This window comes from Tranquillimonas rosea, assembly GCF_900111315.1.
GTDB lineage: Bacteria > Pseudomonadota > Alphaproteobacteria > Rhodobacterales > Rhodobacteraceae > Tranquillimonas > Tranquillimonas rosea.
This window is the reverse complement of the sequence record NZ_FOGU01000001.1, coordinates 335,003-361,251: the sequence shown is the minus strand read 5'-3', so window position 1 is coordinate 361,251 and position 26,249 is coordinate 335,003. Positions and strand designations below refer to the sequence as shown.

The window sequence follows — 26,249 nt, the reverse complement described above, 5'->3', positions numbered from 1 at the left end:
TTCGAGCGCTAGCGAAGCCCGGCCCATGCTGCAAGATGCATGCCGGAACTTGTGGCCCCGTCGCGGATTGGCGATGCTGCACCTGCAAAGATAAGGACGAGAAAGATGGCCGTGACCGATGTTGCCGCCGCCATGAGCCCGGTCATGGCCTTCGCGATCGTCGGCGCGCTCGGGGTCGGGTCGCAGTGGCTGGCGTGGCGGCTCCGGCTGCCGGCCATCGTGCTGATGCTGGCCGCGGGCGTGATCGCCGGCCCGGTGCTGGGCCTCTTCGACCCCGAGCGCGATATCGGTCCACTGACGGGGCCGATCATCTCGGTCGCGGTGGCGGTGATCCTGTTCGAGGGCGGGCTTACGCTGAACTTCCGCTCGCTGCGGGACGCCGCCGAAGGCGTGAAGCGGCTGGTCTTCATCGGGGCACCGTTGGGGTGGCTGCTGTCGGCGCTTGCGCTGCGCTGGGGCGCGGGGCTGAGCTGGGAAAGCTCGGCGGTGTTCGGCGGCATCATGATCGTCACCGGCCCGACGGTGATCGCGCCGATGCTTCGCACGTCGCGGCTGGCGCGGCGGCCGGCGCAGCTGCTCCAGTGGGAGGCGATCGTCAACGATCCCATTGGCGCGCTCGCGGCGGTGCTGGCCTTCGAGGTGGTGCTGGTCGTGCGCACGGCCGAGACGCCGGGCACTGTGATCTGGGAACTTGCCATGGGGATCGGGCTGGCGGTGCTGTTCGGCCTGGCGGCGGGGTTCGGCCTGGCCTGGGCGTTCCGGCGCAACAAGGTGCCCGAGTTCATGAAGGTGCCGGTGCTATTCGCGGTCCTGCTGGCGGTCTTTGCCATCTCGGACACGGTTCTGCACGAAAGCGGGCTGCTGGCGGTGACGATCATCGGCATCGTGATGGCCAATGCCGACCTGCCGTCCTACGACGAAATCCGCCGCTTCAAGGAGCAGGCGACGGTCCTGCTCGTGTCGGGGGTGTTCATCCTCCTCGCGGCGTCGCTGGATTTCTCGACGCTGGCGCAGCTCGACTGGCGGGCGGCGGTGTTCGTGGCGCTGGTCGTGCTGATCGTCCGGCCGGTGACGGTGTTCCTGTCGCTCATGTCCACATCGCTGCCCTTCAAGGAAAAGCTGCTGGTCGCGCTGACCGGCCCGCGGGGCGTCGTGCTGGTGGCGGTCGCTGGCCTGTTCGGGGACCGCCTGTTCGGGCTGGGCGTCGGTGACGGCGCGCTGATCGGTCCGCTCGCCTTCGTGCTGGTCGCGGCGAGCGTGGTGGTGCACGGCTTCACGCTGGCTCCCTTCGCGCGGCTTCTGGGCCTCACGGGGGCCGAGACGCCGGGCGTGCTGATCGTCGGCGGCTCGCAATTCTCGACCGAGCTGGCCGAGGCGCTGAAAGAGGCCGAGATCCCGGTGCTGATCGCCGATCCGAACCGGGGACACCTGACCGCCGCGCGCAAGATCGGCGTGCCGACCTTTTACGGCGACATCCTGTCGGAAGCGGCCGAGTACCGGGTCGAGACCGCGGCCTACAAGATCGTCGTCGCGGCGACCGACAACGACGCCTACAACACGCTCGTCGCCACCGACCTCGCCCCGGAGTTCGGCCGCGAAAACGTCTACCAGGTCGCGCGTGAGAAATCGGACACCACGCGCCACGCGCTGCCCGCGTCGCTGGGCGGCCGGCGTTTCGGCGCGGGCGCCACCTACAACAATCTGAACCGAAAGGTCTGGAACGGCTGGGAGGTGAGGATCACCGGGCTGACCGAGGAATACGGGCTCAAGCGCTGGCGCCGGGACAATCCCGACGCGCTGATGCTGGCCTGGATCGGACGCGATACCGAGATCCACTTCATCGGCGACGCCGACGCGCCGCGCGACATTCCCGGCCGACGTATCGTCTCGGTCGCCCCGCCGCGCGAGGCCGCCCGCGCCGAGGCGGGCTGAGCGCCGTTCAGAGCAGCGAGCCGAGGAACGCCATCTCGGGCATCGAGGGGATGTTGCTGGCCCCGATGGCCAGCCCCGTCAGCGCCATCACGCGGCCGGTCGCGTTGATCGACCCGCCTTTGAGCAGGTTGTAGGTCAGCATCCCCGCGCCCACGGGCAGCGAGACCAGCATGAGCGAGGTGTTCATCGTGTAGATGGCCAGCTTGAGCGGCACGCTCTGCTCGTCCGGCAGATCCGGCGCGTTATCGCGGTTGTCGGCCTGCTTGTCCTGCAGCGCGCCGCCGCAGGGCGCGATCCGCTCGCCGCCGGTCTCGGTCACATATTCGCGGCCGGCATGGGACCAGACGATCTTGCTGGCGGCCTGGCTGGCGACGAAATGACGGACCACCGCCGCGCAGGCGCGGAAGCGCATCTTGGTCGCCGCGCTCGGATCCTCGGCATCCCTCGGAGTCTCCGACGAGACGCAGACGGTGTCGGAGTGCTCTTCGGGGCGCGACAGCGTGACGATGAGGCTGCGGCTGACGAACAGAAGCTCGTGCCCGGCGGCCTGGCCGACGACGTCGAACTCGTAGCCTTTCTGACGCAGCCGATCCACGAGTGGTTCGGCCAGCGCGCCGAGGTTCAGAGAGACCTCGCCCGGGTAGACGATCCTGGCAGTCGTTTCTGCATAGCGTCCAGACATGGGTGTTCCGGTCCTTTTGCCGTTTGGACCGTGATCGCGCCCAAATTGGTAAACAATGGGGCAGGAAAAGGTTAATTGCGTGGGTGGTATTAGCCGAAAGGTCACAACCCATGCGATATTGGGCGTAAACGTACTCGATCCCAGGTTTCAGGCAGCGGACTTTCGCCGAAAAGGTTCTGAGCAAGAAAAAACGGCCCGCGACGATGCCGCGGGCCGTTGGTGTCCGAGGGGGCGGCAGAGGGGCCGCCGCCCGGATCTCAGCAGCCGTAGTAGAGCTTGAATTCCACCGGGTGCGGGGTGTGCTCGTAGGCGTAGATCTCTTCCCACTTGAGATCCATGTAGCCCTCGAGCTGGCTCTTCGTGAACACGTCGCCGGCGAGCAGGAACTCGTGATCCTTCTCCAGCTCGTCCATCGCCTCGCGCAGCGAGGAGCAGACGGTCGGGATGCCGGCCAGCTCTTCCGGCGGCAGGTCGTAGAGGTCCTTGTCCATCGCTTCGCCCGGATGGATCTTGTTCTTGATGCCGTCGATGCCGGCCATCAGAAGCGCCGCGAAGCACAGGTAGGGGTTTGCCGACGGGTCGGGGAAGCGGGCCTCGACGCGCTTGCCCTTCGGGCTTTCCGACCACGGAATACGAACGCAGCCCGAGCGGTTGCGGGCCGAGTAGGCGCGAAGCACCGGCGCCTCGAAGCCCGGGATCAGGCGCTTGTACGAGTTCGTCGACGGGTTGGTGAAGGCGTTCAGCGCCTTGGCGTGCTTGAGAATGCCGCCGATGTAGAACAGCGCCTCGTCGCTCAGGTCGGCGTACTTGTCACCGGCGAAGAGCGGCTTGCCGTCCTTCCAGATCGACATGTTCACGTGCATGCCGGTGCCGTTGTCGCCCGCGACGGGCTTGGGCATGAAGGTGGCCGACTTGCCATAGGCGTGCGCCACGTTGTGGATGATGTACTTGTACTTCTGCAGGTTGTCGGCCTGGTCGACCAGCGACGAGAAGATCATGCCCAGCTCGTGCTGGCAGCTCGCGACCTCGTGGTGGTGCTTGTCGACCTTCATGCCGATCCGCTTCATCGTCGACAGCATCTCCGAGCGGATGTCCTGCCCGTCGTCGATCGGGTTCACGGGGAAGTAGCCGCCCTTGACGCCCGGACGGTGGCCCATGTTGCCCATCTCGTACTCGGTGTCGGTGTTCCACGACGCGTCCTGCGCGTCGACGTAGTAGGACACCTTGTTCATCTCGACCGAGTAGCGGACGTCGTCGAACAGGAAGAACTCGGCCTCGGGGCCGAAGAACGAGTTGTCGCCCACGCCGCTGGACTTCAGGTAGTCCTCGGCGTTGCGCGCGGTACCACGCGGGTCGCGGTCATAGCGCTCGCCGGTGTCGGGCTCGACCACGGTGCAGTGCACGGCCAGCGTCTTCTCGGCATAGAACGGGTCCATGTAGGCCGAGTCGGTGTCCGGCAGCAATTTCATGTCGGACTGGTCGATCGACTTCCAGCCCTGGATGGAGGAGCCGTCGAACATGAAGCCCTCGTCGAGGAAATCCTCGTCGACTTCGTGCGACATCACCGTCACGTGCTGCAGCTTGCCGCGCGGGTCGGTGAAGCGGATGTCGACGTACTCGACGTCTTCGTCCTTGATCGTCTTGAGAAAATCGGACTTGCTCATGTGTCCCTGTTCCCCCTGGAGTTAAGGTGTTGCGTGTTGGTCCGTCTGGCCGGCAGCGCCGCGCGCCCTGGTGTCAGAGCGCCTCGGTGCCGGCCTCGCCGGTGCGGATGCGGATCGCCTGTTCGACCGGCGAGACGAAGATCTTCCCGTCGCCGATCTTGTCGGTCTTGGCGGCCGCGACGATCGCCTCGATCGCGCCCTCGACCTGGTCATCGCCGAGCACGACCTCGATTTTGACCTTCGGCAGGAAGTCGACGACGTATTCGGCCCCGCGATAGAGTTCCGTGTGGCCCTTCTGGCGGCCGAACCCTTTCACTTCGAGCACGCTGAGGCCCTGGACGCCGATCTCTTGCAGCGCTTCCTTGACCTCGTCGAGCTTGAACGGCTTGATGATCGCCTCGATCTTCTTCATGCGGGCCGACTCCTTGGCTACGACGTGTTCCTGCGACAGACCATGTCCGCGCCGGGCTCTCAATGCACCGGGGCCTGCCTGAGAAACAGGCATGGCTGGGAATTTTATGGGCTGGCGCTCATTTAGTCATGTTGCTGAAAATGTACGCAGTTTGTGAAGGTGGCCGCAATGGCTGAGTTGATGACCGCGGCGCGGATGCGCCGGATCGAGACCGCCGCGATGGAACGGGGCGAAGTGACCGGCCTGGACCTGATGGAGCGCGCGGGGCGCGGCGCCGTCGAACAGATCGTCGCGGCCCGGCCGGCGCCGGGACACGCGCTGGTGCTGTGCGGGCCGGGCAACAACGGCGGCGACGGGTTCGTCGTGGCGCGGCATCTGCATGCCCGCGGCTGGAGCGTCGAGGTCGTGACGCTGGCCGACCCGGACAAGAGCGGCGGAGATGCGGGCACGAACCGCGACCGCTGGAGGGCCATCGGCCCCATCGCGCGGGAGGCGGGAAGCACGCCGCCGGACCTCGTCGTCGACGCGCTCTTCGGCACCGGCCTGTCGCGCCCCTTCGCCTGTCCCGACGCGCTGCGGCCGCCGCCGGGGGCGCTGCCGCTGCGGGTGGCGATCGACATGCCGTCGGGGCTGTGCTCGGACAGCGGACGGATCATCGGCGACGGGCTGGCCGCGGACCTGACGCTTACCTTCCACGCGCCGAAGGCGGGGCAATACCTCGCCGAGGGGCCTGAGTGGTGCGGCCGGGTCGTGACCGTGGACATCGGCCTGGGCATGGCCGACGATCCGGGCGGCCCCTCCCTGGTGGGTCCGCCCGAGGGCCTGGGCAAGACGGACGGCCACAAGTATGCCCACGGCCATGCCCTGATGCTGTCGGGCGGCGTGGGACGCGGGGGCGCGGCGCGCATGGCCGCGCGCGCGGCGCTGCGGGTCGGCGCGGGGCTGGTCACGCTGGGCTGCCCGCCGGCGGCGGTGATCGAGAACGCCGCGCAGCTCAACGCGATCATGCTGCGTCCCGTGGCCGACGCCGAGGCGCTGTCGGAGATGCTGTCGGACGACCCGCGCCTCAGCGCCGTGGGGCTTGGCCCGGGGCTCGGAACGGGCGACGCCACGCGGGCGCTCGTGGGGGCGGTGCTGAAGGCGCGGCGGCCCACGGTGCTGGATGCCGACGCGCTGTCGGTCTTTGCCGACGATCCCGAGACCCTGTTCGGCGACCTGCATCCCGGCTGTGTCCTGACGCCCCATGGCGGCGAGTTCGCGCGCCTCTTCCCCGACATCGCCGGTCGCCTGGCGGCCACGCCCGAAAGCGGGCCCGCCATGTCGCGCATCGACGCCGCCACCGAAGCGGCGGCCCGCGCCGGCTGCGTGGTGCTGCTGAAAGGGCCGGACACGGTCATCGCGGCGCCGGACGGCACGGTCCGGGTCCACGCGGGCCGCTACGGTCGCGCGGCGCCCTGGCTGGCGACCGCCGGGACGGGCGATGTGCTGACCGGCCTGATCGCCGGGCTCCTGGCGCGCGGTCTCGCGCCCGGGCGGGCGGCGGCGACGGCGGCGTGGCTGCATGTCGAGGCGGCGCGGCGAGTCGGTCCGGGGCTGATCGCCGAGGACCTGCCGGAGGTGCTGCCGGCGGTGCTTGGCGGGCTCGGGAGCTGACCCTGAGGCCTTGGCTGACCGGTTCGTGGGGGCGCTGCCCCCACACCCCCGGGATATTCTGGGACAGAAGAAGGTGGGGGGCCTCAGTGCGGGGCGGTGATGCGGGCGAGGCCTTCGACCTTGGCACGGGCGCGGCCGCTGTCGAGGCTGTCGCGGGCCTGTTCGGCGCCGTCCCGGAGGTCGGCGGCGCGGCCCGCCACCACAAGGGCCGCGGCGGCGTTGAGGAGGACGGCATCGCGGTAGGCCGCCGCGCGGCCCGGATCGGCGGCGCCGTCGAGCAGGGCGCGGAAGGCGCGGCCGTTCTCTTCGGCGGTGCCGCCCAGGATGTCCTCGAACCGGTGACGGGGCAGGCCCGCATCCTCGGGCGCGATCTCGTGCATGGTGACCGTGCCGTGGTCGAGCGCCGCCACGGCGGTGGGTTCGGAAATCGCGATCTCGTCGGTCCCGTCGCCACCATGGACGATCCAGGCGGCCTCGGAGCCGAGCTCGGCCAGGGTCTCGGCCATCGGGCGGATCACGTCGGCGGAGAAGGCCCCGGTGAGCTGACGCGTCACGCCGGCGGGGTTGGTGAGCGGGCCGAGGATGTTGAAGATCGTGCGGGTTCCGAGCTCGATCCGGGTCGGGCCCACATGGGCCATGGCGGGATGATGCATCGGCGCCATCATGAAGCCGATGCCGACCTCGGCCAGGGCCTCTTCGACGATCTCGGGGCCGACCATCACCTCGACCCCCATCTGTCCCAGGGCATCGGCCGCGCCGGATTTCGAGCTGAGGTTGCGGTTGCCGTGCTTGGCCACGGGCACGCCGGCGCCGGCGACCACGAAGGCGGCGGCAGTCGATATGTTGAGCGTGCCCTTGCCGTCGCCGCCGGTGCCGACGATGTCGATCGCGCCCGACGGCGCGCGCACCTTTCGGCACTTGGCCCGCATCACGGCCGCGGCGGCGGCGTATTCCGACACCGATTCCCCACGGGTGCGCAGGGTCATCAGCAGGCCGCCGATCTGGCTGGGGGTCGCGCCGCCCTCGAACAGGATGGTGAAGGCCGCCTCGGCCTCGTCGCGGGTCAGGGGGCGGTCGACCGCGCTGGCGATGAGGGCCTTGATCGTGCCGTCGCTCATGCCGGGACCGCCAGACGGTCGAGGAAGGTCTTGAGCATCTTGTGGCCGTGTTCCGAGGCGATGCTCTCGGGGTGGAACTGCACGCCCTCGATCGGCAGTGTGCGGTGCGCGAGGCCCATGATCGTGCCGTCGGCGAGCTCGGCCGTGATCGAGAGCGTGTCGGGAAGGCTGGCACGCTCGACGATCAGCGAATGGTAGCGCGTGGCGCGTAGTGGGCTGGGCAGGCCGGCGAAGACGCCCTGGCCGCGGTGATGCATGTCGGCCGTCTTGCCGTGGACGATCTCGCCCGCGCGCACGACACGGCCCCCGAAGGCCTGTCCGATCGTCTGGTGGCCGAGGCAGACGCCGAGAAGCGGCGTGCCGGCCTTGGCCGCCGCAAGGGTGAGGTCGAGGCAGATGCCCGCGCGGTCGGGGTCGCAGGGGCCGGGCGACAGCACGATCGCCGTAGGCCGCAGATCCATCGCTTCGGTCACGCTGAGCGCATCGTTGCGGCGCACGGCCACCTCGGCCCCGAGATCGCCGAGGTACTGCACGAGGTTGTAGGTGAAGCTGTCGTAGTTATCGATGAGCAGCAGCATGGGGTCCTCTTGCGCGATGGGGGGTGAACGCGCGATGCGGTCGCGGTATACATGGCGCGAGGCGCCGCGGAGCGTCAAGGCATCGGGCAGCAGGGAGGCAACTCTATTGGGGCGAGGTTTCGTGTCCGGCGTGCTCTGGGGCGCCGCCGTGTCGGCCGCCGCGCTGCTGGTGACCGCGCAGGTCGGGGGACGGGTGTCGTTCGACCCGCCCGACGCCGGCGCCGTCGAGGTGCCGGCCGGGACACCCTTCGACCGGGCGCGGCCCGACACGGCGCCGGTCGCCCCCGCGGCGGACGAGGCGCCCGCGGCCGATGCGGATGCGAGCCGGCTGGATGCGCCCGCGGGCGGTGCGGACAAGCCGCCCGACGCGGAGTCGGTGCCCGCAGCGCCGCCCGTCGCGGCCACGCCCGACGGGCCTTCGATGACGCCGGCTGAGGAGATTGCGCCGGCCGATGTGCCAGGGGACGAGCCGGCGGTCGCACCGGATCAGCCTGTGGCGCCGGCCCAGCCCGCCGCCGACGCGCCGCCCGAGGCCGAGACCGGCCTGCGGCTGCCGCGTGCCGCCGATCCCGAAACCCTGTCCCTGTCGCCCGAGCAGGGCATGGCCGATGCCGGCGAGGAGCCGGCGCCGCGGCTGCCGCGGAGTGTGGACGCGGCGCAGCCGGACCCGTCGGCATCACGCGCGTCCGCGCCGTCGCGCGAGAGCGCTCCGGTCGGGTCGGTTACCGGCGGCGGCCGGCCCGAGGTCGCTGTGTCGCCACTGCCGGGTGCCGGGCCGGTCGTGGGAGACGCCACGCCCGACATCGCTGGTGGGGATGGCGGTTCGCTGGCGCTGGACCGGACGACGCCGCGGGTGGCGGGCGAGGGTGCGTCGGCGGACGTCCTGCCGGAGACAGGCACCGCGCCCGAGGGGCGAGCGGGCCCCGAAGAGAGGTCGCCGGTGATGCCGGTGACCGAGCTGCCCGGTTCGGGCGGGCCTGACGGGCCCGGAGGCGTCAGCGACCGGCTGGCGCTGTCGGTCCCGCGCGTCGAGCGGCCGGGCGTGTCGCGGGCCGAGACGCCGGTCGCCCCGCCGCGCGCCGCGTCGGCCGAGAGCGATCCGGCGGTGCTGCCCCGCGCGGCGGCGCCTCGGGTGGCGGCGCCGGTTGGTGCGCCTCTGTTGCAGGGGCCCGCCGCACCGGAGGTCGGACTGGGGGCGTCAGCGCCAGCCTCCGATGGTGCCGTTCCGGGTGCGCTGGTCCCGGCACAGGAGGAGGCGGTGCCGGCGGGCGAGCGCCTTGTCTCGGGCGGCGCGCTGGGACCGTTGGAAAGCGATCCGACGAGCTCGGACCGGTTGGAGACGTTCGAGGATGAGGCCATGCTTGGCGAGGGGCCGGATTGGGTCTCGGGTGACGGCGCGCTGAGCGAGAACGCGGTGGCGTTCGATCCGCCGGTGACGCTGCCGCTGATGGCGGTCCTGCTGCTGGAGGGAGATGGTGCGGCGGTGAAGGTCGGCTTTCCGGTAACGCGGGTGGTCGGTGTCTCGGGCGCGTCGGACCACGAGACCGAACTGGTTCTGAGCCTGCCGGACGGGGATCGCGACTGGCTCCGCCTTCTGGACGAGGCGCCCCGCAGTGTTGCCGTTCTGGTCGCGGAGGCGGAGAACGACACTTTATTTGAGGCCATCGCGCGGAGCGGGCACGGGCTGGTGACATACCAAGCCGGCGACGCCGTGCGGCAGGCGGCGGCGCGGGCGGGTGTGCCGGTCGTGGACGCGCGGGAACGGGTGGACGCCGAGGGCCGCGACATGCGGGCCGTGCAGCGGTTCTTGGATCACGCGGCTTTCCGGGCGCAGCGGAGCGGGGCGGTTGTCGTCATGGCGCGGAACACGCTGTCGACGCGCGCCGCGCTGAGGGACTGGCAGGCCCAGGGGCGCGCGGAGGACGTGGCGCTTGCGCCCGTGTCGGCAGTCCTCCGCGCGGTGGGACGCAGCGCCCGCTCAGGCGGTGGCGGTTAGCGGCGTCGCCGCGGCAAGCTCGATCCCGCCGGCATAGATGATGTGCGCCTGCTCGAAGACCGGTTCGATCACCCGGAGCGTCCGCGGGGCGAGACGGGCGATGTAGGTGCCGTCCACCAGGCGCGAGACCGGCACCTGCGCGAACCGTGTGCCGTAGAGCGCCCGCGCGCGCCAGCCGCGTACGAAGACACGCTGGGTCGGTGCGAGGATGACGTCGGACCCGGGGCGGTCATGGGCGAGCGCGCTGGGGCGGATACGACAGGGACGGACACCAGCCAGTTGCCGCACCCGCAGGTCGAGCAGCCGCATCATCCCGGCGTCTCGGGTGACGATCCGGTCGCCTGGCGCGAGTGCCTCGATGGGACGGGCGCCCTGGGCTGTCATCACGAGGGTGCCGGGCGCGATGCCGCCGAGGGCGGGGGCGCCGTGAGGACGGGACGGGACCGTGGCGGAACCGTGGGACATGGAATGCTCTCGATTGGCCTGCCGGTCCTCCTGTCGCCCGATTGTGTCAAGATTCGGTTGGGTGAGGGTGGATTGTGGGGCCGATCGCGCGGGTTTCCGGCAATTTCGCCCGGCCGCGGGAGCCTTTTCCTCTCGCCAGCGCGGTGCCGCTTTGCTACAGGGCGGCGCAGCGTTCGTGCCCCGGCACGGCCCGCGGGTGTGGCGGAACTGGTAGACGCACTTGGTTTAGGTCCAAGCGCCGCAAGGCGTGGAGGTTCGAGTCCTCTCACCCGCACCACTTCTTGTCTTTCGTCGGCGTCTCGACGGAAGGTCGGCGGAGCCCGTGCATGTCCCGCAAACACAGGGGCAATCGGCTTGCGTCCCGCAAACCGGCCTTCTAGAAGGGCGCAAATTTCGCGCAGGGCCCCCCGAGGGGCGGCCAGAAGGAACGGATCAGCATATGCAAGTCACGGAAACGCTCAACGAAGGGCTCAAGCGCTCCTACCACATCACCGTCCCGGCCACCGAGCTGGACGCGAAAGTCGACGAGAAGCTCGCCGAAGCGCAGCCCGATGTGGAGATGAAGGGCTTCCGCAAGGGCAAGGTTCCGCTGGCACTGCTGAAGAAGCAGTTCGGGCAGCGCCTGATGGGCGAGGCGATGCAGGAAGCCGTCGACAACGCGATGTCGCAGCATTTCGAGGACTCGGGCGACCGTCCGGCGCAGCAGCCGGAAGTGAAGATGGCGAACGAGGACTGGAAGCCCGGCGAGGACGTCGAGGTCGACATGTCCTACGAGGCGCTGCCGGACATCCCGGACTTCGACGCCAAGTCGATCCAGCTGGAAAAGATGGTCGTCACGCCCGATGAGGCGGCAGTCGACGAGGCGCTGCAGAGCCTGGCCGAGAACGCCCAGAACTTCGAAGCCAAGGACGGCGCGGCCGAGGACGGCGACCAGGTCGTGATCGACTTCAAGGGCTCGATCGACGGCGAGGAGTTCGAGGGCGGCGCGGCCGAGGACTATCCGCTGACGCTGGGGTCGAACTCGTTCATCCCGGGCTTCGAAGAGCAGCTTAAGGGCGTCAGCGTCGGCGACGAGAAGACCGTCGAGGTGAAGTTCCCCGAGGAGTACGGCGCCGAGACCCTGGCGGGCAAGGACGCGCAGTTCGCCGTCACCGTCAAGGAAGTGAAGGCGCCGGCGGCGGCCGAGGTCGACGATGAGCTGGCCAAGAAATACGGCGCCGAGGATCTCGAGGCGCTGAAGACCCAGATTCGCGAGCGGCTCGAGGCCGAGTACGGCAACGCCTCGCGCGCGGTTATGAAGCGTGAGCTGCTGGACAAGCTGGACGAGCAGGTCAAGTTCGACCTGCCGCCGAGCTTGGTCGAAGCCGAGGCCAAGCAGATCGCCCACCAGCTGTGGCACGAGGAAAACCCCGAGCATCAGGGCCACGATCACCCCGAGATCGAGCCGACCGAAGAGCACCAGAAGCTGGCCGAACGCCGCGTGCGCCTTGGTCTGCTGCTGGCCGAGATCGGTCGCGAGAACGATATCCAGGTGACCGACCAGGAAATGACGCAGGCGGTGATGAATCAGGCGCGCCAGTATCCGGGTCAGGAGCGCCAGTTCTTCGAGTTCGTTCAGCAGAACCCGCAGATGCGTCAGCAGCTGCAGGCGCCGATCTTCGAGGACAAGGTCGTCGACTACATCTTCGAGCTGGCCGAGGTGTCTGAGAAGGAAGTCTCGAAGGAAGAGCTGCAGAAGGCCGTCGAAGAGCTCGAAGACGAAGAGTGATCCGACGCCGCGCCATCTGGCGCACGGAATGTGGGGCCGCCGCGGAACATGTCCGCGGCGGCCCTTTTCGTTCCGGGGATAAACCGGTCGCGGCCGGCGTTAAGACGGCACGATCCCTGTTCGCGGAGGCCGAAGGGCGGTAATTGCAGAGGTGCATCACCAACAGGAGAGACGCCATGCTTCGCATGACCGCCGCCATCGCCCCGCTGCTTCTCTGCGCCGGGGCTGCGACCGCGCAACAGCAGGTCGATCCCAAGGTCCTTGTCGTCACCATGTTCGGCGGCGAGGCCGCGCCTTGGCTCGAGAACCTCGACCTGTCGCAGGAAGTGACCGTGCCGGGACTGCCCGAGGACTTCCCCGCGCTGCATTGCAACGACGACGTGTGCGTGATGACCACGGCGATGGGCTTTGCCAATGCGGCGAGCTCGCTCTCGGCCGTGGTCTACGGGGATGCGGTGGACCTGACGGACAGCTACGTGCTGATCGCCGGGATTGCCGGGGTCGATCCGGAACACGGCACGCTTGGCTCGGCCCATTGGGCGCGCTTCGTGGCGGATGCCGGGCTGCGTCACCAGATCGACCCGCGGGAGGTGCCTGAGGACTGGGACACGGGCTCGATTCCGCTCGGCGCGTCCGAGCCGGGCAGCGACGCGGGGTGGACCGCCGGGACCGAGCTGTTCGTGCTGAACGCGACCCTCGCCAACCGCGCGGCCGAGATCAGCAAGGACGTGGAGCTGATGGACTCGCAGACCGCCGGCGACTACCGGTCCGCCTACGATCAGGAGGCCGCGCAGCGTGCGCCCTTCGTCAGCGTCTGCGACACGGTCTCGGGCGACACCTACTGGCACGGCGAGATGATCGCCGAGGATGTCGAGGCGACGATGGAGCGGCTCAGCGGAGGCGAGGGCACCTATTGCACGACGCAGATGGAGGACAACGCGACGCTGACCGCGCTGTCACGCGGGGCCAAGGCGGGTCTTGTCGACATGTCGCGCGTTGTCGTCCTGCGCACCGGTTCGAACTTCGACCGGTCGGCGCCCGACCAGACGGCTGCTGAGTCGCTGGCGGCAGAGTCGGGGGGCTACGGACCGGCGACCGAGAACGCCTATCGCGTCGGCAACGCACTGGTCGAAGAGATCGTCTCGAACTGGGACGCTTGGTCCGACGGCGTGCCCGAGTGACATTCGGGCCGGCCCGCCACACTAGGGCGGGCCGGCAACCGCGGCGCGGTCTCAGTTCGTGCCCGAGCCGGTCGTCAGGCGGATCACCGCGCCGTCGGGAAAGTCCGTTGCGACGAGGAGCGAGCCGTCCTCGTCAACCTCGACATCGCGGACCCGCCCGAGCTGCGGCATGATCCGCTCTTCCTCGGTCGCGGTGCTGTCGTCCAGCGCCACGCGCACGAGCCCGCCAGAGACGAGCCCGCCAATCAGGATGTCCCCCTCCCAGTCCGAGAACATCCCGCCCTCGTAGAAGGTCATGTCGCCGGGGGCGATCACCGGATCCCAGTAGTAGCGCGGCTCGACGAAGCCCTCGGGCTCGTGCGCGGCCTCGCCGCTGCCGATCGGGTTGCCGGAATACTGCTCGCCGTAACTGACGACGGGCCAGCCGTAATTGGCGCCGGGCTCGATCAGGTTCAGCTCGTCGCCGCCCGCGGGCCCGTGTTCGATCGTCCAGAGATTGCCGGTCGACGGCCGGATCGCGGCGCCCTGCACGTTGCGGTGGCCATAGCTGTAGATCGAGTCGATGGCCGCGTCGTCGTCGAGGAACGGATTGTCGTCGGGCACCGACCCGTCGAGGTTCAGGCGTGCGACCTTGCCGTAGGTCTTGTCGAGGTCCTGGGAATAGACGCGTTCGTCCATCGACGAATGCTCGCCCATGGTGACGAAGACGTGCCCGTCACCGTCGAACACCACGCGGCTGCCATAGTGCTTGGCCGTGGGCGAGGGCGGATCCTGCACGAAGATGTCCTCTACCTCGCTCAGCTGCGTCATGTCCTCGCTCAGCACGCCGCGCGCGGCGGCGGTGGCCGACATGCCGTCGCCCATGGGCTTGGAATAGGTGAGGTAGATCATGCGGTCGTCCTCGAAGGACGGCCCGGCCTTCACGTCCAGTAGACCGCCCTGTCCCTGGTTGAACACCTCGGGCACGCCGGAAATCGGGTCTGACAGCGTGCCGTCCTCGCCGATTTGACGCAGGTTCCCGCTGCGCTCGGTCACGAGGTAGCCGCCGTCGCCCGGAAGCATCTCGATCGCCCAGGGATGGACGAGACCGCCGGCCACTTCGGTGCTCTGAATCTCGTAGTCCGAGGGGGTGAGGGGCGCGCGGGTCTGGTTCTCGAACGCCGGCTCGAAGTCGGGCACGTTCTTCGCGCCCCACTGGTGTGTCTCTTGCGCCAGGGCAAGCCCGGGCAGGGCGGTGACCAGGGCGATGGTGCTGATCGCTGTCGCTCGGGGCATGTCGGTCTCTCCTCTAGGGTACGATCGGGGAACGCGGCGCGCGGGCGCCCGGTTCGCATCCGAACGCGCGCCGCCGCGCGGTAAACTGTCGCGTCCCCTGTCGGGATCCCGGCCGGCGCTTCCGCGGGCAAGGGGCCCGAAATCGCGTCGCATGCCCGCCAAATCCGCCGTCATGTTCGATTTTTATGGTTTTATGACGGATTCTCGCTGACCTTACGTAAGGACTGCGGCAACGCCGCGCGCGCGGCCTCGTCCGGACACACAAGGAAGAGGGCCCTGAAGGTATGAGCAACGAAGTATTCGTCGTCGCCTACGAAGGCGGCGGGGGTGGGTCGAACGTGCTGGATTACGCTATCGCGCGGGCGAAGAAGGAGGGCGCCGAGCTGAGGCTGGTGCATGTCCTCGAATGGTCGCCCTACCAGTTCCTGACCCCCGAAGAACTGGAAGAACGTCACGCCCGGCGAAACGACGAGGTGCGCCGGGCGCAGGCACATATCATCGACCCGGCGATCGAAAAGGCGAGGACCGCCGGCGTGACCGCGACCGGCGACCTGTCCTACGGGTCCGTCGTGCCCCTTGTCGCCAAGGCCGCGAAAAGCTGCGGCGCCTCGATGATCTTCGTCGGCAGATCGGGGTCCGATTCCATCGGCGCCCGCATCTTCGGCTCCGTTCCCCTGGGGCTGGCGCAGATCGCCAGCGTCCCGACCGTCATCGTGCCCTGAAAGGCGTATCACATGCAGTTCTTCAAGATGCCAACCGCTCTCGCCGCGGGCCTGATCCTTGCCGGACCGGCCGCGGCGCAGGGGATCGACGAGACGATCAACGGGCTCTTCGACCAGTATACAAGCTGGTACGTCGCGCTGATCTTCGCGGACCTGCCGGGCACGAACTTCTCGTGGATCGCGCTCTGGCTGGTGGTCGCGGCGCTTATCTTCACCTGGTATTTCGGCGCCATCCAGCTGAAGGGGTTCACCCATTCCATCAAGCTGGTGAAGGGAGACTATTCCGATCCCAACGACGCCGGTGAGGTCAGCCATTTCCAGGCACTCGCGACGGCGCTGTCGGGGACGGTCGGGCTCGGCAATATCGCCGGCGTGGCGGTGGCCGTCAGTATCGGCGGGCCCGGCGCGACCTTCTGGATGATCATCGCCGGACTGTTCGGCATGGCGACGAAGTTCACCGAGTGCACGCTGGGGGTGAAGTATCGCAACGAATATGCGGACGGCACCGTCTCGGGCGGTCCGATGTACTACATCACCAAGGGGTTTCGTGAACGGGGGCTCAAGGGTGGCCCCGCTGTGGCGATCCTGTTCTGCATCTTCACCATCCTTGGCGCCCTCGGCGGCGGCAACATGTTCCAGGCCAACCAGGCCCATGCGCAGCTGTCGGGCGTTCTGGGGGAATATCCCGGCTGGATCACCGGGGTGATCCTCGCCATCGTGACCTTCGCGGTCATCGCCGGCGGTCTCAAGTCGATCGCCCGCGTGACCGAAAAGGTCGTACCGTTCATGGCGATCTTCTACGTCATCGTGTCGGTGCTGATCCTGATCCTGAACGCCGACCAGATCCTCTGGGCCTTCGGTCAGATCTTCCAGGGCGCGTTCACCGGCCTGGGCGTGGTCGGCGGCTTTACTGGCGCGCTGATCCAGGGCTTCCGCCGGGCGGCGTTCTCGAACGAGGCGGGTATCGGCTCGGCGGCGATCGCGCACTCTGCGGTCCGCACGAAAGAACCGGTGACCGAGGGCTACGTGGCCCTGCTCGAGCCGTTCATCGACACAGTGGTGATCTGCACCATGACCGCGCTGGTCATTGTGATCACCGGCGTGCTGAACCAGGATCCCGAAACCGGCCTCTATATATGGAACGCCGAGGCCGGGCAGATCCGCACCGATGGCAACGTATCCGGGGTCGAGCTTACATCGGCGGCCTATGCGCAGGTGTTCCCGTGGTTCCCGGTGCTGCTGGCGATCGCGGTGGTGCTGTTCGCCTTCTCGACGATGCTCAGCTGGTCCTATTACGGGCTAAAGGCCTGGACCTACCTGTTCGGCGAAGGCAAGACGAAGGAGCTCGTCTTCAAGACGATCTTCTGCCTGTTCATCATCGTCGGATCGGCGGCCAGCTTGGGGCCGGTGATCGACTTCTCCGATGCGATGCTGTTCTCGATGGCTGTTGTCAACGTGATCGCGCTCTACTTCCTGATGCCCATCGTCCGGCAGGAGCTGGACCAGTACGTCGCCCGCCTGCGGTCGGGTGAGATCAAGAAGTTCAACTAGAGCCGTCGCAAACGAAAATGGCCGCGCCCGGCAGGGCGCGGCCATTCATTTTTCAGAGCGACAGGATCACTCGCGGTCGAGCTTCTCGTCCAGCTCTTCCTTTTCCTGGACCGAGGGCTCTTCGGTGGCCTGCTCGGTTTCGGTCTCCAGCTCGTCGAGCTGCGCCGCGCCGATCTCGTCGAAGAGTTCCTGGATCTCGAACTCGGCCGCGGCTTCTTCCTCGGCGGCGAGCTGCTGGATCGACTTGCCCTGCGCCTGCAGCTCGGCCTCTTCCGGCGAGCGTGCGACGTTCAGCTCGACCTCGATCTCGACCTCGGGGTGCAGCAGCACCTCGGCCTTGTGCAGGCCCAGATCCTTGATCGGGGTGTGCAGGCGCACCTGCTTGCGGTCGATGTCGAAGCCGGCTTCCTTCGCGCTTTCGGCGATGTCACGCGTGGTGACCGAGCCGTAGAGCGAGCCGCCGTCCGAGGCGGACCGGATCACGATGAACTGCTTGCCGTCGAGGTCGGCGGCCGTCTTCTCGGCCTCCTTCTTGGTTTCCTCGTTACGGGCCTGCAGTTGCTGCTTCTGGTCCTCGAAAGCCTTCACGTTGGCTTCCGACGCCCACAGCGCCTTCTTCTGCGGCAGCAGGAAGTTGCGCGCATAGCCTTCGCGGACGGACACGACGTCGCCCATCTGGCCCAGCTTCGCCACGCGTTCGAGCAGGATGACGTTCATTGCCATTGGTCTGTCTCCCTTACTTCACGGCGTAGGGAAGCAGGGCGAGGAACCGGGCGCGCTTGATCGCGCGGGCCAGCTCACGCTGCTTCTTCGAGCTGACGGCGGTGATCCGCGAGGGGACGATCTTGCCCCGCTCGGAGATGTAGCGCTGCAGCAGTTTGGTGTCCTTGTAGTCGATCTTCGGCGCGTTGTCGCCGGAGAACGGGCATACCTTGCGGCGGCGGAAAAACGGTTTGGCTGCCATGGTCTAGCTCCTATCCTTCAAGATCAGCGGCGCTCGCGACGGCCGTCGCGCTCGTCCCGCTTCTGCATCTGCACCGACGGGCCGTCGTCGTGCGCGTCGACGCGGATGGTCATCACCCGCATGACGTCGTCATGCAGCCGCATCAGGCGCTCCATCTCGTGCACGGCCGGCGCCGGGGCGTCGGTGCGCAGGAAGGCGTAGTGCCCCTTGCGGTTCTTGTTGATCTTGTAGGCCATGGTCTTCACGCCCCAGTACTCCGAATCGACGACCTTGCCGCCGTTGTCGGACAGAACCGTGCTGAAGTGTTCCACAAGTCCCTCGGCCTGGCTGTTCGACAGGTCCTGGCGAGAGATGAAGACATGCTCGTAAAGCGGCATGTACTCTCCATTTTTCATCGGGCGCGCTTCAAAGGACGGGCAATTTGCAAGACCTTCCGCGACCCGTCCACGAGGGGCTGCGCCGGTTTCGTGAGCTGCGGAAGACCACGGGCTTATACACGGTCGCCGAATTGATGCAACCATGCCGCAATCTCGCCGCGGCGGGGCGCTAGCGGGATCCGAACGGCGAGCTGGCGGAGTCGCGGGGCATGGGCAGACGGACGGGACGGGCGCAGACGCAGATCTTCGGCGCGGGACGCGCGCGGGTTGCGGTGCGCGAGATGCCCTGGGGCTATGTCGTGCGCCCGTGCGGCCCGGTGCGCTCGCGCGCAAAGGTCGCGGCGGTGGGCCTGATCGTCGGCCTGTCCGGCGCCGTGGTAAACCTGCTCCTCTCCGCCGGGCTCGTCTCGGCAGCGGTGTCGGCCGGCCTCTGCGTGGCGCTCTCCATGCCGCTCCTCGCCATACTGCCGCGGGGTCGCGGCCCCGAGATCCATTTCGACGTCACGCGGCGCGAGATGCGGCTGATGCGTGGCGGAACCGGCGGCCGGGCGCGTCTGCTGCGCCGGATCGGCTTCGACGGGATCGAGAGCCTCTATCTCCAGCGGGTCAAGCGGCCGCATGCGCCGGCCCGGCTCTTCGCGCGCCTCGCCCACGATCTCCGCCCGGTGGAGCTTGCCTTCGCCTGCGAAGAGGGGCTGACCCTGCTGCACCGGCGCATGTCCCGCGACCTGCGCCCCGAACAGCCGCGTGATCTCGTCGCGCCCCCGGCGCGCGAAGTCGCCTGACCGCGCGCTGCGCGGCCCCGCACAGGAGCTGTTTGGCTGCCGCGATTGCCGGGGCGCTCCGGCGCCCGATATGCCCCCGACATCATCCCAACGGAGGTTTACCGATGAAGACCATTCTCACCGCCGCGCTCCTGTCCGCCACCGTCACCGGCGCCGCCTGGGCCGAGCCAGTCGCCTGGGAACTCGATCCCAGCCATAGCCAGATCGTGTTCACATACAACCACCTCGGCTACTCGACCGGCACGGGCATGTTCTCCGGGTTCGAGGGCGACATCATGTTCGACCAGGAAAACCCCGAAAATTCCTCGGTCGAGGTCTCGTTTCCGGTCCGCTCGATGCTGACCGGCTGGGAAGCCCGGTTCGAGCACTTCATGTCCGACGATTTCTTCGGCGCGGGCGACGAGTCCGACGAGATGGTCACCTTCGCCTCCACGTCGATCGCGCAGACGGGCGAGGACACGGCCGAGATCACCGGTGACCTGACGCTCAACGGCGTCACCAAGGAGGTCGTGCTCGACGCCACGCTGAACCAAGTCTCGGAGCACCCGATGGAGGGCGAACCCTGGGCCGGCTTCGACGCCACCACCACGCTGCTGCGATCGGACTACAACGTTGGCATGTTCGCGCCCTATGTCAGCGACGAGGTCGAGGTACGCATCTCGATCGAGGCGATGCAGGCCGACGGCCAAGATTCCTGAGGCAACCGTCCGACACCAAAGGGGGCGTCTTCTTCGAGGCGGCCCCTTTTTCACGTCGAAACCCTTCTTCTGCCCCGAAAATATCCTCGGGGGATGAATTGCGCGTCAGCGCAAGAAGGGGGCGGACAGCCCCCTTCCTCCACGCCTGACGCCCGCGCTACCCGTCCCGGTCCCCGCGCCGCGTCGCCGTCAGGTCGACCGACACCTCGACACCGAAGCCCAGGTTGTCCGCGTTCGTCTCGCCGCTGCCGATGTCATAGCTCCGCCGGTCCAGCGTCGTGCCGCCCTGCATCCGGGCGGTGTCGCCGTCGATCTCCATCGTGAAGGGTAGCGACACCGGCGCTGTCTCGCCCTTCAGCGTGACGGTGCCCTCGGCCACATAACCCGGCTCGGCCGGCACGATATCGGCGGAAAAGACGGCCCGCGGATGCTCTTCCGCCGCGAAGTATTTCGGTCCCATAGCCTGCTCGGTGACCGAGCCCAGGGTCAGGGAGGGGACCGAGATCGTCACCTCGACCTCGCCGTGGCGTCCCTCCACTGGCTCTTCCGAGAACTCGATGTCGGCCTGCCACTCCGCGAAGCGGCCCTCGACGTCTTCGCCGAACTGCCGGACGGTGATGCCCAGCGTGCCCTCCTGCACCTGCCAACTGCCCGCTGCCTCCGCGAGCGGCTCCACGGACGCGACGCGGTCACCCTCGGCCTCCGCCAGCGCCAGCGCCGTGCCGATGCCCGCCACGTAGACGAGCGTTGCCGCCAGCGCCGCAGGCGCATGGCCCGGTGAAGGGCCGTGCCCGGCGGCGTCGGTGCGACCGGGCAGCATGCGGGCGAGTGTCGCGTCGCGGTCGGCGACCGCATGTTTCACGGCCCCCGCGATGTGCAGGACCAGCGCGGCGATCAGCACCTTGGTAAACACCCAGTGAATGCTGGCGGCGGTCACGGCGACCGCGGCGGTCTTGGGCACCAGAGGCAACGTCTGGCCCAGCGGCCAGAGGATCGGCGCAAATCCCTCGGTGGCCGCGTGATGCACCCAGCCCGACAGCGGCACCACCACAAGGGCGGCATAGAGCGCCCAGTGCACGCTTTGCGCCAGCCAGGTCTCGGCCCGGCGCGTTGGGTGCATCGGTGCGGGGCGCGGCTGCGTCAGCGCCCACAGGATGCGCAGCAGCGCCACGGCAAAGGCCGCCACGCCGATCGTCTTGTGGACCGAGAACAGCTGCGCCTTCAGCGCCAGCGTCTCGCCCGGTTCCAGCGGCAGGCGGTTCGCATACCAGCCCAGCGGGATCGCCGTGAGGATCAGCAGGGCGGTCAGCCAGTGGAACGTCTTTGTCACCGCGCCGTAGCGCGTGGCAGTATTCGTCAGCGACATGCGGTTTCCGATGCGTCGGGTTGCGGTCGAGCGGACGATACCTGTGCGGGGGCGCCCGGCAATCGCCAATCGATGCACGCCGGATGTGCGCCAGGACGCGGACGTTGCCTCGCGCCGCGCCGTGGGCTAAGGCCCTGCGGCAACGCACCAGAGAGGGGGACGAAGATGAGCCGAGCATGGGTGTTTCCGGGGCAGGGCGCGCAGGCCGTCGGGATGGGCCGCGACCTTGCCGAGACGTACCGGGACGCACGCGCCGTCTTCGAAGAGGTCGACGAGGCGCTCGGAGAGAAACTGTCGGCGCTGATCTGGGAGGGGCCGTCCGAGACGCTGACCCTGACCGAGAACGCGCAGCCGGCGCTGATGGCGACGTCGATGGCGGCGCTCGCCGCGCTCAGGTCCGAGGGGCTGGCCGCGGACGGCGCGGCCTTCGTGGCCGGTCACTCCCTTGGCGAGTATTCCGCGCTGGCGGCCGCCGGATCGCTGAGCGTTGCCGATGCGGCGCGGCTCCTCCGGCTGCGGGGCCGGGCGATGCAGCAGGCCGTGCCCGTGGGCGAGGGCGCGATGGCCGCGCTCCTGGGGCTCGATTTCGACACCGCGCGGGCCGTGGCCGAGGAAGCGGCGGGCGAAGAGGTCTGCCAGGCGGCCAACGACAACGATCCCGCGCAGGTGGTCGTCTCGGGTCACAAGGCCGCCGTCGAGCGGGCGGTCGAGCTTGCCAAGGAGCGGGGCGCCAAGCGCGCGGTCCTGCTGCCCGTCTCCGCCCCGTTCCATTGCGCCCTGATGCAGCCCGCCGCGCGGGCGATGCACGAGGCGCTGGCCGAGGTCGAGATCGCCGATCCCGCGATGCCGCTCGTGGCGAACGTGACGGCCGGTCCGGTGCTCGAGGCCGAAGAGGTGCGCACCCGGCTGGTCGAGCAGGTGACCGGCGCCGTCCGCTGGCGCGAGAGCGTCTCGTTCATGGCGGCGGAAGGCGTGGACACGTATTGGGAAATCGGCGCCGGCAAGGCGCTGTCTGGCATGATCCGGCGCATCGACCGGGCCGCGACGACGCAGACCGTCGGCACCCCGGCCGAGGTCGCGGCGGCGATGGGCACGGGCTGAGCGCCGGCACAGGAGGAGCGAGAGAAATGTTCGATCTGACGGGAAAGAGCGCCCTTGTCACCGGCGCGTCCGGCGGCCTGGGCGGCGCGATCGCCGAAGCGCTGCACGGCGCGGGGGCGACCGTAGTGCTGTCCGGCACGCGCGAGGGGCCGCTGAACGAGTTGGCGGCGAAACTGGGTGAGCGCGCCCATGTGGTCACCTGCGATCTCAGCGATGCCGAGGCCGTGGCCAAGCTGCCGGGCCGCGCGGCCGAGGCCGCGGGCGCGGTCGATATCCTCGTCAACAACGCCGGGATCACGCGCGACGCGCTGCTGATGCGGATGACCGACGCGCAATGGTCCGAGGTGATGGACGTCAACCTGTCCTCGGTGATGCGGCTGTCCAAGGCCGCCATGCGCGGCATGATGAAGGCCCGCTGGGGACGCATCATCAACATCAGTTCGATCGTCGGCGCCACCGGCAACGCGGGGCAGGTGAACTACGCCGCCGCCAAGGCGGGTCTCGTGGGCATGTCGAAATCGCTGGCCTACGAGGTGGCGACGCGCGGGATCACGGTGAACTGCATAGCGCCCGGTTTCATCGAGACGGCGATGACCGGTGCCCTTGACGAAGAGCAGCGCGACTCGATCCTCGGCAGTGTCCCGATGGGCCGCATGGGCGCGCCGGAAGAGATCGCGGCGGCGGTGCTGTATCTCGCCAGCCCCGAGGCGGGCTACGTCACCGGCAGTACGCTGCACGTCAATGGTGGTATGGCGATGCTCTGAGCCGCCGAGAGACAACATAGCGCCGCGATTTTTGGCAGAAGAATCAGGTGGCTGATGCTGCGATGCGGCGGGGTCCGTGAACCGCGCAGCGCCATGTTTGAAAGCGTTTGCCTTGTCCGGGCGATATGCTATAGGCGGCGCACCATTCAGCACGGAGGGTGTTTCCTACGGCCCTCCGTATCAGTGCCGCGGGTGGCATGGCAGGAACCGGCCCAAGGGGCCTGAGACGACAAAACGGGACAGTCCCCAAGGAACCGAGAAGGAAACGGCAAATGGCTGATGATATCGAGACGCGCGTCCGCAAGATCGTGGTCGAGCATCTGGGCGTCGAAGAGGAAAAAGTGACCGAGAACGCGTCGTTCATCGACGATCTCGGCGCCGACAGCCTCGATACGGTCGAGCTGGTCATGGCGTTCGAGGAAGAGTTCGGCATCGAGATCCCGGACGACGCCGCGGAGACGATCCAGACTTTCGGTGACGCGGTCAAGTTCATCAAGGACGCGCAATAAGTCGTTTGCCGGTCCGCCCGGCGGACAGCAGATCGAATTGCGAACGGCGGGGCCGAAAGGCTCCGCCGTTTTTCGTTGCGGGCGTCGGGGCTTGTGCGCGGCGGATGACCGGCAGCCGATCGCCAAGGCGTGCCCGGTTGCCCTTCCATGCGTCCTTGCAGGCGTGTATCAGAACGTCCGAACAACTTAGAACACGGGTGCGAGGTCGATATGCGGCGAGTTGTGGTGACGGGACTGGGCATGGTCAGCCCGCTGGCCTCCGGGGTCGAGGAGACGTGGACGCGCCTTCTGGCTGGTGAGTCCGGGGCCGGCACGATCACCCGTTTCGACGCCGACCATCTTGCAACGAATTACGCCTGCGAGATTCCGCGCGGCGACGGCACCGGGGGCACGTTCGATCCGAACGCCTGGATGGAGCCGAAGGAACAGCGCAAGGTCGATGATTTCATCCTCTACGGTGTCGCCGCCGCCGAGATGGCGGTGCGGGATTCCGGCTGGATGCCCGAGGACGAGGAAGGCCAGCTTCGCACCGGCGTGATGATCGGATCGGGGATCGGCGGGCTCGAGACGATCGCCGACACCTCGATCCTGCTGCGCGACCGCGGTCCGCGCCGCGTCTCGCCGTTCTTCATTCCCTCGGCGCTGATCAACCTGGTGTCGGGTCAGGTCTCGATCCGCTTCGGCTTCAAGGGGCCGAACCACGCACCGGTCACGGCCTGCGCCACGGGCAGCCACGCCATCGGCGACGCCGCGCGGATGATCCAGTGCGAGGATGCCGACGTGATGATCGCGGGCGGCGCCGAAAGCTCGATCTGCGAGATCGGCATCGCCGGCTTCAACGCCTGCAAGGCGCTCTCGACCAAGCGACGCGACGACCCGCAATCGGCCAGCCGGCCCTACGATTCCGACCGCGACGGCTTTGTCATGGGCGAGGGCTCGGGCGTTGTCGTGCTGGAGGAATACGAGCACGCCAAGGCACGCGGCGCCAAGATCTACGCCGAGGTGGTTGGATACGGCATGTCGGGTGACGCCTATCACATCACCGCCCCCAGCGAGGACGGCGACGGCGGCTATCGCGCCATGCAGGCCGCGCTGAAGCGGGCCAAGCTCGATCCCGCGTCGATCGACTATATCAACGCGCACGGCACCTCGACCATGGCCGACACCGTCGAACTGGCGGCCGTCGAGCGTCTGATGGGCGATGCGGCCTCAAACGCCGTGATGTCGTCCACGAAATCCTCCGTCGGGCACCTTCTGGGGGCCGCCGGCGCGATCGAGGCGATCTTCTGCATCCTGGCGATCCGCGACCGTGTCGCGCCGCCGACGATCAACCTCGACAATCCGGCCGTCACGCCCACGCTGAACCTTGCCGCCAACGCCAAGGTCGAACGGGACATCGACATCGCCCTGTCGAACAGCTTCGGCTTCGGCGGCACCAATGCGAGCCTCGTCCTGTCCAGGGTAGCCGACTGATGTGGCGCAACATCGCGTCCAACGCGCTGACACTTCTGATCGTCGTCGTGGCGGCCCTGGCGGGCTTCATCGCCTGGGCCAAGACGCAGTTCACCGCACCGGGGCCGCTGGCGCAGGCGATCTGCGTCGAGGTGCCCAGCGGATCCACCATGCGCGGCATCTCGCAGGATCTGGCCGAGCAGGGCGCGATCAGCAGCGAGCGCATCTTCCGGATCGGGGCGGAATACACCGACCGGTCGCAGGACCTGAAGGCCGGCAGCTTCCTCGTCCCCGAAACCGCGTCGATGGACGAGATCGTGTCGATCGTCACGGCGTCGGGGCAATCCACCTGTGGCACCGAAATCGTCTATCGCATCGGCGTTACGGAAAGCCATGTCGAGGTGCGCGAGCTTGACCCCGCCACCAACCGTTTCGTCGAGCAGGCCGAGTTCGATCCCGGCGCAGACGAGGCCGCGCCGGAGATCTACCAGCAGGTCCGTGACGCCGAGGACACCCGCTATCGCATCGCCATCGCCGAGGGCGCGACAAGCTGGCAGATCGTCGACGGGCTGCGGAACGCCGATTTCCTCGAGGGCGATCTGGCCGAGGTGCCCGCCGAGGGCTATCTCGCGCCGGATTCCTACGAGGTCCGGCCCGGCGCGTCCCGCGGCGAGCTGATCGACCGGATGCGAACCCGGCAGGAACAGCGCCTGTCCGCCGCGTGGGAGGATCGCGCAGACGACCTGCCCTATGACACGCCCGAAGAGGCGCTGATCATGGCGTCGATCATCGAGAAGGAAACCGCGGTCGCGGACGAACGTCCCCAGGTGGCCAGCGTGTTCGTCAACCGCCTGAACGAGGGGATCCGCCTGCAGACGGACCCCACCGTGATCTACGGCATCACCGAAGGCGAGGGCACGTTGGGTCGAGGCCTGCGCCGCAGCGAACTGGACGCCGAGACGCCTTACAACACCTACGTCATCGACGGCATGCCGCCCACGCCCATCGCCAATCCCGGACAGGCGGCGATCGAGGCCGCGGTGAACCCGGCCGAGACCGATTACCTCTATTTCGTCGCCGACGGTTCGGGCGGTCACGCGTTCGCACAGACCCTGTCGGAGCATAACGAGAACGTGGCCCGCTGGCGCGAGATCGAGGCGCAGAACGCCGACGACTCCGACGGCGGCGAGTGACCACATGAAAAGGGCGGCGCCGGTCCCCGGTGCCGCCCATATT

General features: G+C 68.3%; 25 protein-coding genes and 1 tRNA gene. 15 read left to right on the top strand and 11 right to left on the bottom strand.

Going from position 1 to position 26,249, the window contains the following annotated elements:
• Nucleotides 1–105 precede the first annotated feature (105 nt).
• Nucleotides 106–1,932: a cation:proton antiporter gene (locus tag BMZ25_RS01715; protein ID WP_092687429.1), complete on the top strand. Its 1,827-nt coding sequence runs from the start codon at nucleotides 106–108 to the stop codon at nucleotides 1,930–1,932.
• A gap of 7 nt (nucleotides 1,933–1,939) precedes the next feature.
• Here the strand turns inward: BMZ25_RS01715 and BMZ25_RS01710 are convergent, their stop codons facing one another.
• From BMZ25_RS01710 to BMZ25_RS01700, 3 genes are all read right to left on the bottom strand, one after another.
• Nucleotides 1,940–2,614: a hypothetical protein gene (locus BMZ25_RS01710; protein ID WP_092687426.1), complete on the bottom strand. Its 675-nt coding sequence runs from the start codon at nucleotides 2,612–2,614 to the stop codon at nucleotides 1,940–1,942.
• A 257-nt stretch (nucleotides 2,615–2,871) separates the two neighbouring features.
• Nucleotides 2,872–4,278, bottom strand: a complete 1,407-nt coding sequence (glnA, locus tag BMZ25_RS01705; RefSeq protein ID WP_092687423.1) for a type I glutamate--ammonia ligase — start codon at nucleotides 4,276–4,278, stop codon at nucleotides 2,872–2,874.
• 73 nt (nucleotides 4,279–4,351) lie between these two features.
• Nucleotides 4,352–4,690, bottom strand: a complete 339-nt coding sequence (locus BMZ25_RS01700; RefSeq protein ID WP_092687420.1) for a P-II family nitrogen regulator — start codon at nucleotides 4,688–4,690, stop codon at nucleotides 4,352–4,354.
• Nucleotides 4,691–4,858: 168 nt separating this feature from the next.
• Here BMZ25_RS01700 and BMZ25_RS01695 point away from each other — a divergent pair, with 168 nt between their 5' ends.
• Nucleotides 4,859–6,343: an NAD(P)H-hydrate dehydratase gene (locus BMZ25_RS01695; RefSeq protein WP_092687418.1), complete on the top strand. Its 1,485-nt coding sequence runs from the start codon at nucleotides 4,859–4,861 to the stop codon at nucleotides 6,341–6,343.
• An 83-nt stretch (nucleotides 6,344–6,426) separates the two neighbouring features.
• Here BMZ25_RS01695 and trpD read toward each other — a convergent pair whose 3' ends face one another.
• Nucleotides 6,427–7,461 carry an anthranilate phosphoribosyltransferase gene (trpD, locus tag BMZ25_RS01690; protein ID WP_092687415.1) on the bottom strand — a complete coding sequence of 345 codons (1,035 nt, stop codon included), beginning with the start codon at nucleotides 7,459–7,461 and terminating at the stop codon, nucleotides 6,427–6,429.
• Nucleotides 7,458–8,039, bottom strand: a complete 582-nt coding sequence (locus BMZ25_RS01685; RefSeq protein WP_092687412.1) for an anthranilate synthase component II — start codon at nucleotides 8,037–8,039, stop codon at nucleotides 7,458–7,460. Before BMZ25_RS01685 ends, trpD begins: the two co-directional genes overlap by 4 nt.
• A 106-nt stretch (nucleotides 8,040–8,145) precedes the next feature.
• On the opposite strand from BMZ25_RS01685, the gene BMZ25_RS01680 reads away from it, so the two are divergent.
• A complete protein-coding gene (locus BMZ25_RS01680) occupies nucleotides 8,146–10,035 on the top strand; it encodes a divergent polysaccharide deacetylase family protein (RefSeq protein ID WP_143071487.1) in 1,890 nt (629 codons plus the stop codon).
• Here the strand turns inward: BMZ25_RS01680 and BMZ25_RS01675 are convergent.
• Nucleotides 10,018–10,500, bottom strand: a complete 483-nt coding sequence (locus BMZ25_RS01675; RefSeq protein WP_092687406.1) for a Hint domain-containing protein — start codon at nucleotides 10,498–10,500, stop codon at nucleotides 10,018–10,020. The genes BMZ25_RS01680 and BMZ25_RS01675 overlap by 18 nt on opposite strands.
• A 192-nt stretch (nucleotides 10,501–10,692) precedes the next feature.
• On the opposite strand from BMZ25_RS01675, the gene BMZ25_RS01670 reads away from it, so the two are divergent.
• From BMZ25_RS01670 to BMZ25_RS01660, 3 genes are all read left to right on the top strand, one after another.
• Nucleotides 10,693–10,777: transfer RNA gene (locus BMZ25_RS01670), tRNA-Leu, on the top strand.
• Between the two features lie 162 nt (nucleotides 10,778–10,939).
• Entirely contained in the window at nucleotides 10,940–12,268 is a 1,329-nt protein-coding gene (gene tig, locus BMZ25_RS01665; protein ID WP_092687404.1) for a trigger factor, read from the top strand.
• Nucleotides 12,269–12,444: 176 nt separating this feature from the next.
• Complete coding sequence (locus BMZ25_RS01660) at nucleotides 12,445–13,449, top strand: purine-nucleoside phosphorylase (protein WP_092687401.1); 1,005 nt, start codon at nucleotides 12,445–12,447, stop codon at nucleotides 13,447–13,449.
• Nucleotides 13,450–13,500: 51 nt separating this feature from the next.
• Here the strand turns inward: BMZ25_RS01660 and BMZ25_RS01655 are convergent, their stop codons facing one another.
• Complete coding sequence (locus BMZ25_RS01655; RefSeq protein ID WP_092687398.1) at nucleotides 13,501–14,724, bottom strand: PQQ-dependent sugar dehydrogenase; 1,224 nt, start codon at nucleotides 14,722–14,724, stop codon at nucleotides 13,501–13,503.
• Between the two features lie 284 nt (nucleotides 14,725–15,008).
• Between BMZ25_RS01655 and BMZ25_RS01650 the strand changes: the two genes are divergently transcribed.
• A complete protein-coding gene (locus tag BMZ25_RS01650; RefSeq protein ID WP_092687395.1) occupies nucleotides 15,009–15,446 on the top strand; it encodes a universal stress protein in 438 nt (145 codons plus the stop codon).
• A gap of 12 nt (nucleotides 15,447–15,458) precedes the next feature.
• Nucleotides 15,459–16,997, top strand: a complete 1,539-nt coding sequence (locus tag BMZ25_RS01645; protein WP_092687392.1) for an alanine/glycine:cation symporter family protein — start codon at nucleotides 15,459–15,461, stop codon at nucleotides 16,995–16,997.
• Nucleotides 16,998–17,063: 66 nt separating this feature from the next.
• On the opposite strand, the gene rplI is transcribed toward BMZ25_RS01645, so the two are convergent.
• Genes rplI through rpsF form a run of 3 tightly spaced genes read right to left on the bottom strand, consistent with a single transcriptional unit; the run spans nucleotide 17,064 to nucleotide 18,338 of the window.
• Entirely contained in the window at nucleotides 17,064–17,714 is a 651-nt protein-coding gene (gene rplI, locus BMZ25_RS01640; RefSeq protein WP_092688179.1) for a 50S ribosomal protein L9, read from the bottom strand.
• 19 nt (nucleotides 17,715–17,733) lie between these two features.
• Entirely contained in the window at nucleotides 17,734–17,961 is a 228-nt protein-coding gene (gene rpsR / locus BMZ25_RS01635; RefSeq protein ID WP_020040241.1) for a 30S ribosomal protein S18, read from the bottom strand.
• A gap of 23 nt (nucleotides 17,962–17,984) precedes the next feature.
• Complete coding sequence (rpsF, locus tag BMZ25_RS01630; RefSeq protein WP_092687389.1) at nucleotides 17,985–18,338, bottom strand: 30S ribosomal protein S6; 354 nt, start codon at nucleotides 18,336–18,338, stop codon at nucleotides 17,985–17,987.
• A gap of 209 nt (nucleotides 18,339–18,547) precedes the next feature.
• Between rpsF and BMZ25_RS01625 the strand changes: the two genes are divergently transcribed.
• Both BMZ25_RS01625 and BMZ25_RS01620 read left to right on the top strand, forming a co-directional pair.
• Nucleotides 18,548–19,123, top strand: coding sequence for a hypothetical protein (locus BMZ25_RS01625; protein WP_092687386.1), 576 nt, complete (start codon nucleotides 18,548–18,550; stop codon nucleotides 19,121–19,123).
• 104 nt (nucleotides 19,124–19,227) lie between these two features.
• A complete protein-coding gene (locus BMZ25_RS01620; RefSeq protein ID WP_092687384.1) occupies nucleotides 19,228–19,821 on the top strand; it encodes a YceI family protein in 594 nt (197 codons plus the stop codon).
• Between the two features lie 157 nt (nucleotides 19,822–19,978).
• Here BMZ25_RS01620 and BMZ25_RS01615 read toward each other — a convergent pair whose 3' ends face one another.
• The gene (locus tag BMZ25_RS01615) at nucleotides 19,979–21,187 is read right to left on the bottom strand and encodes a cytochrome b/b6 domain-containing protein (protein ID WP_092687381.1); all 1,209 of its coding nucleotides are present in this window, start codon (nucleotides 21,185–21,187) and stop codon (nucleotides 19,979–19,981) included.
• A 165-nt stretch (nucleotides 21,188–21,352) separates the two neighbouring features.
• On the opposite strand from BMZ25_RS01615, the gene fabD reads away from it, so the two are divergent.
• From fabD to mltG, 5 genes are all read left to right on the top strand, one after another.
• A complete protein-coding gene (gene fabD, locus BMZ25_RS01610; RefSeq protein WP_092687378.1) occupies nucleotides 21,353–22,288 on the top strand; it encodes an ACP S-malonyltransferase in 936 nt (311 codons plus the stop codon).
• A 26-nt stretch (nucleotides 22,289–22,314) separates the two neighbouring features.
• Nucleotides 22,315–23,052 carry a 3-oxoacyl-[acyl-carrier-protein] reductase gene (gene fabG / locus BMZ25_RS01605; RefSeq protein WP_092687375.1) on the top strand — a complete coding sequence of 246 codons (738 nt, stop codon included), beginning with the start codon at nucleotides 22,315–22,317 and terminating at the stop codon, nucleotides 23,050–23,052.
• A 272-nt stretch (nucleotides 23,053–23,324) separates the two neighbouring features.
• Entirely contained in the window at nucleotides 23,325–23,561 is a 237-nt protein-coding gene (locus tag BMZ25_RS01600) for an acyl carrier protein (RefSeq protein ID WP_092687372.1), read from the top strand.
• A gap of 210 nt (nucleotides 23,562–23,771) precedes the next feature.
• The gene (fabF, locus tag BMZ25_RS01595; protein ID WP_092687369.1) at nucleotides 23,772–25,034 is read left to right on the top strand and encodes a beta-ketoacyl-ACP synthase II; all 1,263 of its coding nucleotides are present in this window, start codon (nucleotides 23,772–23,774) and stop codon (nucleotides 25,032–25,034) included.
• Nucleotides 25,034–26,206, top strand: coding sequence for an endolytic transglycosylase MltG (mltG, locus tag BMZ25_RS01590; RefSeq protein WP_092687366.1), 1,173 nt, complete (start codon nucleotides 25,034–25,036; stop codon nucleotides 26,204–26,206). Before fabF ends, mltG begins: the two co-directional genes overlap by 1 nt.
• Nucleotides 26,207–26,249 lie beyond the last annotated feature (43 nt).

What these genes read in the sequence shown, in the direction of transcription:
- BMZ25_RS01715 (WP_092687429.1), top strand. Translation starts at nt 106, where the DNA reads ATGGCCGTGACCGATGTTGCCGCCGCCATGAGCCCGGTCATGGCCTTC.
- BMZ25_RS01710 (WP_092687426.1), bottom strand. Translation starts at nt 2,614, where the DNA reads ATGTCTGGACGCTATGCAGAAACGACTGCCAGGATCGTCTACCCGGGC.
- glnA (WP_092687423.1), bottom strand. Translation starts at nt 4,278, where the DNA reads ATGAGCAAGTCCGATTTTCTCAAGACGATCAAGGACGAAGACGTCGAG.
- BMZ25_RS01700 (WP_092687420.1), bottom strand. Translation starts at nt 4,690, where the DNA reads ATGAAGAAGATCGAGGCGATCATCAAGCCGTTCAAGCTCGACGAGGTC.
- BMZ25_RS01695 (WP_092687418.1), top strand. Translation starts at nt 4,859, where the DNA reads ATGGCTGAGTTGATGACCGCGGCGCGGATGCGCCGGATCGAGACCGCC.
- trpD (WP_092687415.1), bottom strand. Translation starts at nt 7,461, where the DNA reads ATGAGCGACGGCACGATCAAGGCCCTCATCGCCAGCGCGGTCGACCGC.
- BMZ25_RS01685 (WP_092687412.1), bottom strand. Translation starts at nt 8,039, where the DNA reads ATGCTGCTGCTCATCGATAACTACGACAGCTTCACCTACAACCTCGTG.
- BMZ25_RS01675 (WP_092687406.1), bottom strand. Translation starts at nt 10,500, where the DNA reads ATGTCCCACGGTTCCGCCACGGTCCCGTCCCGTCCTCACGGCGCCCCC.
- tig (WP_092687404.1), top strand. Translation starts at nt 10,940, where the DNA reads ATGCAAGTCACGGAAACGCTCAACGAAGGGCTCAAGCGCTCCTACCAC.
- BMZ25_RS01660 (WP_092687401.1), top strand. Translation starts at nt 12,445, where the DNA reads ATGCTTCGCATGACCGCCGCCATCGCCCCGCTGCTTCTCTGCGCCGGG.
- BMZ25_RS01655 (WP_092687398.1), bottom strand. Translation starts at nt 14,724, where the DNA reads ATGCCCCGAGCGACAGCGATCAGCACCATCGCCCTGGTCACCGCCCTG.
- BMZ25_RS01650 (WP_092687395.1), top strand. Translation starts at nt 15,009, where the DNA reads ATGAGCAACGAAGTATTCGTCGTCGCCTACGAAGGCGGCGGGGGTGGG.
- BMZ25_RS01645 (WP_092687392.1), top strand. Translation starts at nt 15,459, where the DNA reads ATGCAGTTCTTCAAGATGCCAACCGCTCTCGCCGCGGGCCTGATCCTT.
- rplI (WP_092688179.1), bottom strand. Translation starts at nt 17,714, where the DNA reads ATGAACGTCATCCTGCTCGAACGCGTGGCGAAGCTGGGCCAGATGGGC.
- rpsR (WP_020040241.1), bottom strand. Translation starts at nt 17,961, where the DNA reads ATGGCAGCCAAACCGTTTTTCCGCCGCCGCAAGGTATGCCCGTTCTCC.
- rpsF (WP_092687389.1), bottom strand. Translation starts at nt 18,338, where the DNA reads ATGCCGCTTTACGAGCATGTCTTCATCTCTCGCCAGGACCTGTCGAAC.
- BMZ25_RS01625 (WP_092687386.1), top strand. Translation starts at nt 18,548, where the DNA reads ATGGGCAGACGGACGGGACGGGCGCAGACGCAGATCTTCGGCGCGGGA.
- BMZ25_RS01620 (WP_092687384.1), top strand. Translation starts at nt 19,228, where the DNA reads ATGAAGACCATTCTCACCGCCGCGCTCCTGTCCGCCACCGTCACCGGC.
- BMZ25_RS01615 (WP_092687381.1), bottom strand. Translation starts at nt 21,187, where the DNA reads ATGTCGCTGACGAATACTGCCACGCGCTACGGCGCGGTGACAAAGACG.
- fabD (WP_092687378.1), top strand. Translation starts at nt 21,353, where the DNA reads ATGAGCCGAGCATGGGTGTTTCCGGGGCAGGGCGCGCAGGCCGTCGGG.
- fabG (WP_092687375.1), top strand. Translation starts at nt 22,315, where the DNA reads ATGTTCGATCTGACGGGAAAGAGCGCCCTTGTCACCGGCGCGTCCGGC.
- BMZ25_RS01600 (WP_092687372.1), top strand. Translation starts at nt 23,325, where the DNA reads ATGGCTGATGATATCGAGACGCGCGTCCGCAAGATCGTGGTCGAGCAT.
- fabF (WP_092687369.1), top strand. Translation starts at nt 23,772, where the DNA reads ATGCGGCGAGTTGTGGTGACGGGACTGGGCATGGTCAGCCCGCTGGCC.
- mltG (WP_092687366.1), top strand. Translation starts at nt 25,034, where the DNA reads ATGTGGCGCAACATCGCGTCCAACGCGCTGACACTTCTGATCGTCGTC.